The organism is Bacteroides sp., assembly GCF_052357945.1.
GTDB lineage: Bacteria > Bacteroidota > Bacteroidia > Bacteroidales > Bacteroidaceae > Bacteroides.
In genome coordinates this window covers 1-12,437 of sequence record NZ_DAWCXD010000020.1, presented here as the reverse complement: position 1 = coordinate 12,437, position 12,437 = coordinate 1, and the positions used below count along the sequence as shown (strand labels likewise).

At 41.4% G+C, this 12,437-nt stretch carries 12 protein-coding genes; 7 read left to right on the top strand and 5 right to left on the bottom strand.

What is annotated here, in order from left to right; translation table 11 throughout:
* Positions 1–10: 10 nt before the first annotated feature.
* The 4 genes from ACT8YW_RS06505 to miaA all read left to right on the top strand — a co-directional run bounded on the left by ACT8YW_RS06505 (position 11) and on the right by miaA (position 3,769).
* Positions 11–1,396: a bifunctional UDP-3-O-[3-hydroxymyristoyl] N-acetylglucosamine deacetylase/3-hydroxyacyl-ACP dehydratase gene (locus tag ACT8YW_RS06505; protein WP_444104401.1), complete on the top strand. Its 1,386-nt coding sequence runs from the start codon at positions 11–13 to the stop codon at positions 1,394–1,396.
* A gap of 18 nt (positions 1,397–1,414) precedes the next feature.
* Entirely contained in the window at positions 1,415–2,182 is a 768-nt protein-coding gene (gene lpxA / locus ACT8YW_RS06500; RefSeq protein ID WP_004320906.1) for an acyl-ACP--UDP-N-acetylglucosamine O-acyltransferase, read from the top strand.
* A gap of 21 nt (positions 2,183–2,203) precedes the next feature.
* Complete coding sequence (locus ACT8YW_RS06495; RefSeq protein ID WP_120143731.1) at positions 2,204–2,758, top strand: IS1096 element passenger TnpR family protein; 555 nt, start codon at positions 2,204–2,206, stop codon at positions 2,756–2,758.
* A gap of 114 nt (positions 2,759–2,872) precedes the next feature.
* Positions 2,873–3,769 (top strand): tRNA (adenosine(37)-N6)-dimethylallyltransferase MiaA, encoded by an 897-nt coding sequence (gene miaA / locus ACT8YW_RS06490; RefSeq protein ID WP_444104400.1) that lies wholly within the window; start codon positions 2,873–2,875, stop codon positions 3,767–3,769.
* Positions 3,770–3,818: 49 nt separating this feature from the next.
* Here the strand turns inward: miaA and ACT8YW_RS06485 are convergent, their stop codons facing one another.
* The 3 genes from ACT8YW_RS06485 to ACT8YW_RS06475 form a co-directional block, all read right to left on the bottom strand.
* Positions 3,819–5,450 (bottom strand): M56 family metallopeptidase, encoded by a 1,632-nt coding sequence (locus tag ACT8YW_RS06485; RefSeq protein WP_444104422.1) that lies wholly within the window; start codon positions 5,448–5,450, stop codon positions 3,819–3,821.
* Between the two features lie 23 nt (positions 5,451–5,473).
* Entirely contained in the window at positions 5,474–5,842 is a 369-nt protein-coding gene (locus ACT8YW_RS06480) for a BlaI/MecI/CopY family transcriptional regulator (protein ID WP_004301694.1), read from the bottom strand.
* Between the two features lie 139 nt (positions 5,843–5,981).
* Positions 5,982–6,284: a hypothetical protein gene (locus ACT8YW_RS06475; protein ID WP_004301693.1), complete on the bottom strand. Its 303-nt coding sequence runs from the start codon at positions 6,282–6,284 to the stop codon at positions 5,982–5,984.
* Between the two features lie 154 nt (positions 6,285–6,438).
* Between ACT8YW_RS06475 and ACT8YW_RS06470 the strand changes: the two genes are divergently transcribed.
* The 3 genes from ACT8YW_RS06470 (at position 6,439) to ACT8YW_RS06460 (ending at position 10,679) form a co-directional block, all read left to right on the top strand.
* Positions 6,439–8,649 (top strand): S9 family peptidase, encoded by a 2,211-nt coding sequence (locus ACT8YW_RS06470; RefSeq protein WP_444104399.1) that lies wholly within the window; start codon positions 6,439–6,441, stop codon positions 8,647–8,649.
* Positions 8,649–9,497, top strand: coding sequence for a lipoyl synthase (lipA, locus tag ACT8YW_RS06465; RefSeq protein ID WP_444104398.1), 849 nt, complete (start codon positions 8,649–8,651; stop codon positions 9,495–9,497). The genes ACT8YW_RS06470 and lipA overlap by 1 nt, the downstream gene beginning before the upstream one ends.
* A 63-nt stretch (positions 9,498–9,560) precedes the next feature.
* Entirely contained in the window at positions 9,561–10,679 is a 1,119-nt protein-coding gene (locus tag ACT8YW_RS06460; protein WP_444104397.1) for a hypothetical protein, read from the top strand.
* Here the strand turns inward: ACT8YW_RS06460 and ACT8YW_RS06455 are convergent.
* Both ACT8YW_RS06455 and ACT8YW_RS06450 read right to left on the bottom strand, forming a co-directional pair.
* A complete protein-coding gene (locus ACT8YW_RS06455; RefSeq protein WP_004304520.1) occupies positions 10,645–11,349 on the bottom strand; it encodes an SAM-dependent methyltransferase in 705 nt (234 codons plus the stop codon). The two genes, ACT8YW_RS06460 and ACT8YW_RS06455, sit on opposite strands and share 35 nt — an antisense overlap.
* A gap of 54 nt (positions 11,350–11,403) precedes the next feature.
* Complete coding sequence (locus tag ACT8YW_RS06450) at positions 11,404–12,411, bottom strand: gliding motility protein GldB-related protein (RefSeq protein WP_444104396.1); 1,008 nt, start codon at positions 12,409–12,411, stop codon at positions 11,404–11,406.
* Positions 12,412–12,437 lie beyond the last annotated feature (26 nt).

Below are 12,437 nucleotides of genomic sequence, written 5' to 3'. Positions count from 1 at the left end.
TAAGTAACCAATGCTGAAACAAAAAACGCTGAAAGATAGCTTTTCACTGAGCGGGAAAGGTCTTCACACTGGACTTGATCTCACTGTAACATTCAATCCTGCTCCGGACAATCACGGATATAAAATCCAGCGCATTGACGTAGAAGGACAACCAACTATCGACGCAGTAGCCGACAATGTAGCAGAAACCACCCGTGGTACTGTATTGTCGAAAAATGGAGTCAAAGTAAGCACCATTGAACATGGTATGGCAGCCCTTTACGCATTGGGCATTGATAACTGCCTGATCCAAGTTAACGGACCGGAATTTCCTATTTTAGATGGTAGTGCACAATATTACGTACAAGAAATAGAACGTGTAGGAACAGTAGAGCAAAATGCCGTCAAAGACTTTTATATTATCAAGTCTAAAATTGAGTTCCGGGATGAAACGACAGGTTCTTCTATTATTGTACTACCTGACGAGAATTTCAGTCTGAATGTACTGGTTTCATACGATTCGACTATTATCCCGAATCAGTTTGCTACCCTTGAAGATATGCATAATTTCAAAGACGAAGTGGCTGCCAGCCGTACTTTCGTCTTTGTTCGTGAAATAGAGCCGTTGCTCTCCGCCGGATTGATTAAAGGTGGTGACCTGGACAATGCGATCGTAATCTACGAACGCAAAATGTCACAAGAAAGCTTTGACAAGTTGGCAGATGTGATGGGAGTACCTCACATGGATGCCGATCAATTAGGCTATATCAATCACAAACCGTTAGTTTGGCCCAATGAATGTGCCCGTCACAAACTGCTGGATGTCATTGGTGACCTCGCTTTAATTGGCAAACCGATTAAAGGCCGTATCATCGCTACCCGTCCGGGACATACTATCAACAATAAATTTGCCCGTCAAATGCGGAAAGAAATCCGTCTGCACGAAATACAGGCACCAAGCTACGACTGTAACCGCGAGCCGATAATGGATGTAAACCGTATCCGCGAATTGTTGCCGCACCGTTATCCTTTCCAACTGGTGGACAAAGTGATTGAAATTGGTGCCAACTACATTGTAGGTGTCAAAAACATCACAGCCAACGAACCTTTCTTCCAGGGACATTTTCCACAGGAGCCCGTTATGCCGGGAGTACTTCAAGTGGAAGCAATGGCACAAGTCGGAGGCTTGCTCGTCTTGAATTCCGTAGATGATCCTGAACGTTATTCTACCTATTTCATGAAAATAGATGGAGTGAAATTCCGTCAGAAAGTAGTGCCGGGAGATACAATCATCTTTCGTGTAGAACTGCTGGCACCTATCCGCCGCGGTATTTCTACCATGAAAGGATATGCGTTTGTCGGCGAGAAAGTTGTTTGCGAAGCAGAGTTCATGGCACAAATAGTAAAAAATAAGTAATAATTGATATTTAAAAGCATGATAAGTCCTTTAGCGTATATCCATCCCGAAGCTAAGATTGGGGAAAATGTAGAAATTGCGCCTTTTGTATTTATAGATAAGAACGTAGTTATCGGCGACAACAATAAAATTATGGCTAACGCCAATATTTTATACGGTTCACGTATTGGTAACGGAAACACGATTTTTCCAGGTGCCGTTATCGGAGCCATTCCGCAAGACCTCAAGTTTCGCGGTGAAGAATCGACAGCCGAAATCGGAGATAATAATCTGATTCGTGAAAATGTAACAATCAACCGTGGTACGGCAGCTAAAGGGCGCACGATTGTGGGAAATAACAATTTATTGATGGAAGGTGTACACGTAGCACACGACGCATTGGTTGGTAACGGATGTATCATCGGTAACTCTACCAAGATGGCAGGCGAAATCGTCATTGATGATAACGCGATTGTCAGCGCCAATGTATTGATGCATCAATTCTGTCATGTAGGCAGTCATGTAATGATTCAGGGCGGATGCCGTTTCAGTAAAGATATTCCTCCTTACATCATTGCAGGACGCGAACCGATCGCTTTCAGCGGAATCAATATCATCGGCTTGCGCCGTCGTGGTTTCTCCAATGAAGTGATCGAAAGTATTCACAATGCATATCGTATCATTTACCAAAGTGGTTTGAACACGACAGAAGCATTGAAAAAAATAGAAGATGAATTCGAAAAGAGCCCGGAGATTGACTATATAGTCAATTTTATCCGTAATTCAGAACGTGGTATTATTAAATAAACAGTTCAAAATAGTCATATTATGATATACAGATTTACTATCATATCTGATGAAGTTGACGATTTTGTCAGAGAAATACAAATTGATCCGGAAGCAACTTTTTATGACTTCCATGAAGCAATACTGAAATCAGTAGGGTACGCAAACGACCAGATGACTTCTTTCTTTATCTGCGATGACGACTGGGAAAAAGAAAAAGAAGTAACCCTGGAAGAAATGGACGACAATCCGGAAATGGATAGCTGGGTGATGAAAGAAACTACTATCAGCGAATTGGTAGAAGATGAAAAACAGAAACTGTTATATGTATTCGATTACATGACAGAACGTTGTTTCTTCATCGAACTATCCGAAATTATCACCGGAAAAGATATGAATGGTGCCAAATGTACCAAGAAATCAGGAGATGCTCCCAAACAAACGGTAGACTTTGAAGAAATGGCCGCTACCGGAGGTTCTCTTGATCTGGATGAAAATTTCTATGGAGACCAGGACTTCGACATGGAAGACTTCGATCAGGAAGGATTTGACATAGGTGGTGACACTAGCAGCCCATACGAAGAAGAAAAATTCTAAGTATTAAGCATCAAGTATTAGGTATTAATTGCTATGTAGTGTCAGGCAGTTAATACCTAATATTTTTTTAGTCCCGTACGCTTTAATACTTCTATACTTAATACTTAAAAATCTATGCCTACTCTCATTGTTCTTATAGGTCCTACAGGTGTGGGGAAAACGGAGTTGAGCCTGCGCTTGGCAGAAACATTTCAGACAAGCATTGTATCTGCCGATTCGAGACAGCTTTATGCCGAATTAAAAATAGGCACGGCAGCTCCTACTCCCGACCAACTCAAACGTGTCCCCCATCAACTGGTCGGCACGCTCCACCTCACAGACTATTACAGCGCTGCTCAATACGAAACAGAAGCACTGGATATTCTGGAGAAATTATTCACGCAACACAAAGTCGTGATTCTCACTGGTGGCTCAATGATGTACGTAGACGCTATCTGTAAGGGAATTGACGATATTCCTACCGTTGATGCGGAAACCCGTCAACTCATGCTACAAAAGTATGAAGAGGAAGGTCTTGAACAACTCTGCGCAGAACTTCGCCTGTTAGATCCGGAATATTACCGGATTGTAGATCTGAAGAATCCCAAGCGGGTAATTCATGCGTTGGAGATTTGCTATATGACCGGACGCACTTATACTTCTTTTCGCACCCAACAAAAAAAACAGCGTCCTTTCCGTATTCTGAAAATCGGCCTGACTCGTGATCGGGAAGAACTTTATGACCGTATCAACCGTCGGGTAGACCAGATGATGGAGGAAGGATTATTGGAAGAAGTACGTTCCGTACTTCCCTATCGTCACCTCAATTCACTCAATACAGTAGGCTATAAAGAACTGTTCAAATATCTGGACGGAGAATGGGAACTCCCCTTTGCTATAGACAAAATCAAGCAAAACTCCCGCATTTATTCGCGTAAACAGATGACCTGGTTCAAAAGAGATGAAGAAATAAAATGGTTCCACCCGGAACAAGAAACGGAGATACTAGCGTACCTCCGTCAATCTTTATAACATTATATTTTGACAATATTTAGAAACAGAAGACATCTAAAATCTACTGCTATTCTTCAGATGCAGTTACTTTTATTGTTGAAGTCACTGTATCATTAATAGCACGAATAGAAATTTGACGGGCTTGATATTCTTCTTTCACTAATAGATTTACTTCAATCACTCCATTCTTTCCCTTATCACCATAAGCAGCCAATGCAGTCTTATCTTTTAATACAGATATACTCCTAATACGATCAGGAGAAATATTCGCTAAAGGATCATTACCAGTAGCCTCTTTGCCATCAATTATAACCAAAGGTTTACCTCCATCAGTAGAACGAAACGTAGCTCCCCAATTCTTTGCCCCACTATTTAATGCATCCAACCTTGTTTTATTAATGCCTTCGATTTCAATCTTTCTCGGCGCAAACTTTTTTTCCGAATATAGTTTTATATCCATCACTCCATCCTTAGCCTTTTCTCCATAAACCTTAATAGCTTTTTCAGGACCTATGACAGACACACTTTCAATACGTTCAGGATTCAAAGCATTTACTACTTCACGATCAGACTCTTTCCCATTAATAATAACCAAAGGTTTTCCTTCACCGGAAATTCCTTGTACCGAAATAGCCACCTTCTTTTTCCCGGATGTTAAGACAGAATCTTTTTTTTCTGTACGATAACCTACCACTACTACCTTATTCTTGGTAGTATCAACAAGCTCCTTAACAACATTTTCTTCACTCTTTTTTTCCACAATTTCCGCCAAATCATTAACTTTGACTGCAGAAATCTCTTCCACTTTTTCAGAGATTTCAGGACGGGCAAAAGCAGTTACTGCAATAGCTGCCAACGGAAGTACATACAAGTACTTCAACCGTGCCCACGGATTCGATTTTTCTTTTAACATCATAGTGATACGTTTTTTAAGTTTACTGTGATTAAAGCTGTTGGCCATAGAGTAGAGCCTTGTGCCAACGGCTTTTTTTATTAATAATAGTTGATATTCTTTCGCGTTTACACCCTCATTAATGACGGTCTCGTCCGCTTCATATTCGTGAATGTTCTGTAACTCCTGTTTCAACAACCATGCACCAGGATTGAACCATTGGAAAAAGATGCAAATATCCGCCACCAATAAATCTACTGAATGACGATGGTGAATATGAGCCATTTCATGAATAAGGATTTCCCTCCCGTTTTCCTCCAGGTCTTTCCGACTGATGACGATATACTTCATCCAACTAAACGGAGCTATCTCCTGATTGTGCACTACAAGTATAACCCCTTTCTCCAACTTCTCATGTTTACCGGAATGTATCAACCGGAAGAGACAAATCAAAGAATAGATATTGCGACAGGCAAGAAACAGAATACCCGCCAGATAGACCAACAGAACAATCTGTACCCAAGATATGGCTGACGTCTCCTGCACTGCACCGGCATCGGCAGGAGTAGCCTCCAGCTCTGCCATCAACAGCAATTGTTCAATGGATAGCACAGCCTGCTGCACTTCAACCTGATGCCGGGTAGTTACTTCGATACAAGGAATGAGTAATGAAAAGAACAACACTCCCAATAAAGCCATACGATTGAAACGATGAAAGGTTTCCTTGCTAAGTAATAACCGGAAAAACAGGTAAAACAGAACAAGACAAACAGATGATTTTAATATATAAATGAAGAAAACTCCCATAGCATAGATTTTCATTTAATAGATTAGTGTTTTTTGTCAGCCTGTTCCACTTCCTCGATGAGCTGTTTCAATTCATCCAAGGAAATATCTTCCTCTTTAACTAAAGAAGAAACGGCATTCAGGTAAGAATTATTAAAATACTTACTAATCACATTCCGCAGCGTTCCTTTACGAAAATCTTCTTCACTGACTACGGGATAATATTGATAGGTATTTCCGAAAGTATAATGAGCTAGAAAACCTTTTTCTTCCAACCCACGCACAATCGTAGATAATGTATTGAAATGTGGCTTGGGATCTTCATAGAAAGCCAACATTTCCTTCACGAACAAGGGACCTTTTTCCCAAAAAAAGCCCATGATTTCTTCTTCTTTTGCTGTTAATCCTTTCATATCTGCAACTTTGTTTGCTGCAAATAACGAAAAGTTTTAGTTCATAAACTAATTTATCTAGTTAAAGTAAACTAAAAGCTATAGTTAAGACGAAGAATCTACTATTAAACACCTGTGGAACAGTTTTATTACATATCTTTTAGCTCCACAGTTTATTGACAATAAAGTTGCCGATAAAGAACAAGTCGCCCATAAAAATAATGCTGAATACCAGAAAAGTGAAACAAGTACTCCACCGGGCTCCTCCCTCCTCTTCGCCACGTTTGATACGAAGCAGGGAACTATGTAAACAATCACCTGCTATGAATAGTACAAACAAACTCGGTATCAAGTCACCCCATGACACCAACCACAGATTATCACCCTTCCCCATCAGGAACGTCAATGCCACGGCCAATAAGAAGACAGAAGCATATTGCAAGTCTTTTCTTTTTGAATTCATAGTGGTAATGTTTAAAGTCCTTTTCACAAAGATATTGAATCTCACCCAATAATCCTTATCAAATCTATATAAAAATCGGTCAGGCTTTGTTGAATCTAAGTTTATTGTTACTTTTGCAAGTACGAATTAAAACCAAAACCGATTATAAACGCAGATGAAAAAGATCAGCATCACTTTATTACTCTGCCTTCTCTGTCTGACCGGAATGGCACAAGGACAAAAGGCACTCGATTTAAAAGATATTACTTCCGGACGTTTCCGCCCGGAAAATATTCAGGGAGTAATCCCTATGCCTGATGGTGAACACTACACACAGATGAACGCTGACGGCACGCAAATCATTAAATACTCTTTCAAGACAGGCGAGAAAATAGAAGTGATTTTCGATGTAAATACCACACGCGAATGTGACTTCAAGAACTTTGACAGTTATCAGTTCTCGCCCGACGGTCAGAAATTGCTGATTGCTACTAAAACAACACCTATTTACAGGCATTCATACACAGCTGTACATTACATTTACCCTTTGAAACGAAATGATAAGGGGGTTACGACAAACAACATTATTGAACGGCTGTCTGACGGTGGACCTCAACAGGTCCCCGTCTTTTCTCCGGACGGTACCATGATTGCATTTGTACGCAACAATAACATATTTCTTGTTAAGTTGCTTTACGGCAACAGCGAAAGCCAGGTCACAGAAGATGGCAAACAAAATTCGGTAATCAACGGTATTCCTGACTGGGTGTATGAAGAAGAGTTCGGCTTCGACCGTGCTTTGGAATTCAGCGCCGACAATACGCTGATTGCTTTTATCCGTTTCGACGAGTCGGAAGTTCCCTCCTACTCTTTCCCGGTATTTGCCGGACAAGCACCCCGCATTGATGCTTTAAAAGATTATCCGGGCGAATATACATACAAGTATCCGAAAGCCGGATATCCGAATTCGAAAGTAGAGGTACGCACGTATGACATCAAATCACATGTCACCCGTACAATGAAACTCCCATTGGATGCAGACGGATATATTCCGCGTATACGCTTCACAAAGGATGCCAATAAACTGGCTATCATGACATTGAACCGCCATCAAGACCGTTTTGACCTTTACTTTGCCGATCCTCGTTCCACACTTTGCAAACTTATACTTCGTGATGAGTCCCCTTATTATATAAAGGAGAATATTTTCGATAATATCCAGTTCTATCCAGAATATTTCAGCCTGCTTAGCGAACGTGACGGTTACAGTCACCTCTATTGGTATAGCATGGGGGGTAATCTGATTAAAAAAGTTACTAACGGTAAGTTTGAGGTGAAAGATTTTCTGGGATATGATGAAGAAGACGGTTCTTTCTATTACACCAGCAATGAAGAAAGCCCTCTGCGCAAAGCTGTCTATAAAATAGACAAGAAGGGCAAGAAGATTAAACTATCCCAACAGGTAGGAACCAATACACCGCTCTTCAGCAAATCAATGAAGTATTACATGAACAAGTTCTCAAACTTGAATACTCCGATGCTGGTTACACTGAATGATAATTCGGGCAAAACACTCAAAACGCTTATTACCAATGACGGATTGAAACAAACATTGTCCGGATATGCTGTGCCACAAAAAGAGTTCTTCACTTTCCAAACCACAGATGGCGTGAAGTTGAACGGCTGGATGATGAAACCGGTTAATTTTTCCGCATCTAAAAAATATCCGGTACTGATGTATCAATATAGCGGTCCGGGCTCTCAACAGGTATTGGATACCTGGGGAATCAGTTGGGAAACATACATGGCAAGCCTCGGTTATATCGTGGTATGCGTGGACGGTCGCGGCACAGGAGGTCGTGGAGAAGCTTTCGAGAAATGCACTTATCTGAAAATCGGAGTCAAAGAAGCCAAAGATCAGGTAGAGACTGCCTTGTATCTCGGCAAACAACCATACGTGGATAAAGATCGCATCGGTATCTGGGGCTGGAGCTACGGCGGATACATGACTCTTATGAGCATGAGCGAAGGAACTCCCGTATTCAAAGCAGGAGTAGCAGTGGCTGCACCCACTGACTGGCGTTTCTATGATACGATTTACACCGAGCGCTTCATGCGTACTCCGAAAGAGAACGCGGAAGGATATAAGGAATCATCAGCCTTCACCCGTGCTGACAAACTGCATGGAAACTTGTTGTTGGTGCATGGCATGGCAGATGACAATGTGCACTTCCAAAACTGTGCAGAATATGCCGAACAATTGGTTCAACTTGGAAAACAATTTGATATGCAAGTGTATACAAACCGCAATCATGGAATATATGGTGGCAATACCCGCCAACACCTATACACACGGTTGACCAACTTTTTCTTGAACAACTTATAATGACGGACAGAGTACGTAAGCCCGAATGGCTGAAAATAAATATCGGTGCCAACGAACGATACACCGAAACCAAACGTATTGTCGACTCCCACTGCTTGCATACTATATGCAGCAGTGGGCGTTGCCCTAATATGGGGGAATGCTGGGGAAAAGGAACTGCCACCTTTATGATCGGTGGTGACATCTGTACGCGCAGTTGCAAATTCTGCAACACACAAACCGGCCGCCCGCACCCGCTAGACATAAACGAACCTACCCATGTAGCAGAATCCATCGCACTGATGAAACTGGATCATGCTGTCGTCACATCCGTAGACCGGGATGATCTGCCGGATTTGGGAGCAGCACATTGGGCACGTACCATCCGGGAAATCAAAAGACTGAATCCACAAACAACAATCGAAGTGCTCATTCCTGATTTTCAAGGCAGGATGGAGTTGTTAGATTTGGTAATCGAAGTCCGTCCCGACATTATTTCACACAATATGGAAACCGTACGCCGCATTAGTCCGCTAGTGCGCAGTGCGGCAAATTATGATACAAGTTTGCAAGTCATCAGACACATTTCCGAAAAGGGAGTCAAATCTAAAAGCGGCATAATGGTCGGACTGGGTGAGACTCCGGGGGAAGTCGAAACATTGATGGATGATCTGTTAGCAACCGGTTGCCAGATTCTTACCATAGGCCAATACCTTCAACCGACTCACCGGCATTATCCCGTTGCGGCATATATCACTCCGCAGCAATTTGCAGAATATAAAACTGTAGGTTTAGAGAAAGGATTCAACATCGTAGAAAGCGCTCCCCTTGTTCGTTCCTCCTACCATGCAGAGAAACATATTCGTTAGTAAACAAAACACATACCCTATTTGTTTTATAGATAGAACCGACAAATAAACATAAATATAGAGATGGCTCATAAAGGAATACTTTCTTACGCATTTAACATGTCGTTGGGTTTTATCCCCGTTATTATTTCCATTTTATTGTGTGAACTTATAACGCAAGACACGGCTATTTACATCGGTACAGGCATAGGTATTATAGGTATATACCTTTCTTATCGACGTAAAGGATTGTTAATTCCTAATTTTATCCTCTATATAGCGACCGGAGTGTTAGCACTATTATCCGTAGCAGCTCTCATTCCTGGTGATTATGTTCCCCCCGGTGCGCTTCCACTTACGCTGGAAGTCAGTATTCTCATTCCGATGCTAAGTCTTTATATGCATAAGAAAAGGTTTATCAACCACTTCTTAAAACAGATAGGTTCTTGCAACAAACGTTTATATGCGCAGGGAGCAGAAGCAGCCGTTGTATCTGCCCGCATTGCCTTGATTTTCGGAATACTGCATTTTATTATAATCAGCATCACCGTCATTTTCCAAAACCCACTAAGTAAGACAAGTCTGTTTGTACTCTATAAAGTGTTACCTCCTACTGTCTTTCTGATGAGTATCCTGTTCAATCAGATCGCCATCCGTTTCTTCAATCATTTAATGTCACACACGGAATATGTTCCTATTGTAAATACCAAAGGAGACGTGATCGGGAAAACACCTGCAATAGAAGCTGTTAATTACAAAAACGCATACATCAATCCAGTGATAAGAATTGCCATATCCACTCACGGAATGTTATTCCTTTGCGACCGATCATCAACAGCCATTCTGGATAGAGGGAAAGTAGATATTCCCATGGAATGTTATCTCCGCTACGGAGAATCTCTGGAAGCAGGCGCCACTCGTTTAATCAACAATGCTTTTCCTCATGAAAAAGGTATCAAACCTGAATTCAACATCGTTTATCACTTCGAGAATGAAGTGACCAACCGTCTTATCTATCTATTCATTGTCGATATCAAAGATGATTCCATCCTTTGTACCCCCCGCTTTAAAAACAGTAAGCTATGGAGCTTCAAACAGATAGAGGAAAACTTGGGAAAAGGCTTCTTCAGTAGCTGTTTCGAAGATGAATATGAACACCTGAAAGGCGTTATTTATATAAGAGAAAAATACAGGGAATCTTAGACAATTCAGGCACATGTCCCTTCCAGTCCTTCACTGTACGCGTCTGTATATACTCTCCTTCACATGTAATATCGGCAGCAATACAAAGCTTTGTTTGAGGACGGCAGTTTAACAAAATATCTTCTATCATCTTATGATTCCGGTAAGGCGTCTCAATGAAAAGTTGTGTCTGATTTTCAGCATACACACGCTGCTCCAATGTTTTCAGTTTCTTGGCACGTTCCCCCGGTTCAATCGGCAGATAACCATGAAACGCAAAGCTCTGCCCGTTAAAGCCCGAAGCCATCACGGAAAGAATTATTGAAGAGGGTCCAACCAAAGGAACTACCTTCAGTTTTTTACGTTGTGCGATGGCAACCACATCCGCTCCCGGATCAGCTACCGCCGGACAACCGGCTTCGGAGATAACTCCCATTGAAGCTCCGCCTACCAAAGGTTGCAGATAACCGGAAATATCTTCAGGTGAAGTATGTTTGTTCAACGGATAAAATGTCAACGCATCAATATCAATCTCCCGGTCCACCTTTTTCAGGAAACGACGGGCAGAACGAACATCTTCGACTATAAAATACCGGATACCGGAAATAATTTCCTTATTATAAGAAGGCAACACCTTTTCAATAGGGGTATCGCCTAAAGTCACGGGCAACAAATAAAGGGCAGTTTCCACTTATTAAATTGAGAGTTGAAAATTAAAAATTGAGAAATAAGAAAGAGAAACGATTCAGGAAGCCAGGTAGTTGGATTCACTTAACATTTCGTGGTAATCAGTAAATTCCAGAAGATCTTTCAGCTTCATATCCTTATGCTTTTTCATGTAAGAAGCAATGATTCTTGCTCCCATCCATGTACCTATCAATGCCGGAGCTTGAGCACCCAACATATCAACAGCAGGAGCAGGCTTCATATAATAGCGGATCACCATCGGGTCACGAGCATGCAGATGATCGTTGGTACAGATATAATTCCATATCTCCTTTTCATTATCCTTGCACCAGTCGCTTTCCTCCTTAGAATACCCCATTGCTTCACCAATATCACTATATCCCAATAAGTTTTGCACTACGTAATTGATCTTCCCCGTATGCATCATCAAGTCAATCAGACAAGTACCTTCATGATAGTTCATACCGTAACGGCTCAAAAGATAAAAAGCAAAACAATCCGGCACAATCCGTTCCGGACGCATCGAGCGACACTGATAATCATAATAGAAACGCTTATAAAGAGGATAATCTTCCCCCATATATTTATCAAGACTGATTCCCAATAAAGAATCCACTAAAATAATAGATTCGTTGAAAGCGGATACTTGCGAATAGATAAACGGCACTTTCGTATCAGGCACTTCCTTTTTCAGTTTCCGAAATCCTTTATTAAGTCCTTTTTCCACTTCATCCAGATTAGGATATTTTGCTTCTACATCGCTAAGCAAACGAACCAAAGTCGTATCCGAATAGAATTTTTGCAGACGTTGCGAGATGGTATCATCTTTCACCGTACCGATAGACAATACATCCTCAATCAGGATTTTCGTCGGCATACGGTAGTCCATCGTCAACTTCTGCATAGCAGAAAAACTGTTGGAGCGAACATATTCGCTCAACAGCTTATCATATCTCAGAACAGAAATCTCTTCTTCCTTCTGCTCCGTACCCTTTCCTGTGCTTATCCCGCAGGAGGTGAAAAGCATACTCATTAATATAATAAGAAGAGAGATCCGTAGTTTCATAATCTTTTATCCGTAAATGATGTTAC

Bases quoted from the DNA above. Each gene is read 5' to 3' on its own strand.
- ACT8YW_RS06505 (WP_444104401.1), top strand. From the start codon at position 11: ATGCTGAAACAAAAAACGCTGAAAGATAGCTTTTCACTGAGCGGGAAA.
- lpxA (WP_004320906.1), top strand. From the start codon at position 1,415: ATGATAAGTCCTTTAGCGTATATCCATCCCGAAGCTAAGATTGGGGAA.
- ACT8YW_RS06495 (WP_120143731.1), top strand. From the start codon at position 2,204: ATGATATACAGATTTACTATCATATCTGATGAAGTTGACGATTTTGTC.
- miaA (WP_444104400.1), top strand. From the start codon at position 2,873: ATGCCTACTCTCATTGTTCTTATAGGTCCTACAGGTGTGGGGAAAACG.
- ACT8YW_RS06485 (WP_444104422.1), bottom strand. From the start codon at position 5,450: ATGGGAGTTTTCTTCATTTATATATTAAAATCATCTGTTTGTCTTGTT.
- ACT8YW_RS06480 (WP_004301694.1), bottom strand. From the start codon at position 5,842: ATGAAAGGATTAACAGCAAAAGAAGAAGAAATCATGGGCTTTTTTTGG.
- ACT8YW_RS06475 (WP_004301693.1), bottom strand. From the start codon at position 6,284: ATGAATTCAAAAAGAAAAGACTTGCAATATGCTTCTGTCTTCTTATTG.
- ACT8YW_RS06470 (WP_444104399.1), top strand. From the start codon at position 6,439: ATGAAAAAGATCAGCATCACTTTATTACTCTGCCTTCTCTGTCTGACC.
- lipA (WP_444104398.1), top strand. From the start codon at position 8,649: ATGACGGACAGAGTACGTAAGCCCGAATGGCTGAAAATAAATATCGGT.
- ACT8YW_RS06460 (WP_444104397.1), top strand. From the start codon at position 9,561: ATGGCTCATAAAGGAATACTTTCTTACGCATTTAACATGTCGTTGGGT.
- ACT8YW_RS06450 (WP_444104396.1), bottom strand. From the start codon at position 12,411: ATGAAACTACGGATCTCTCTTCTTATTATATTAATGAGTATGCTTTTC.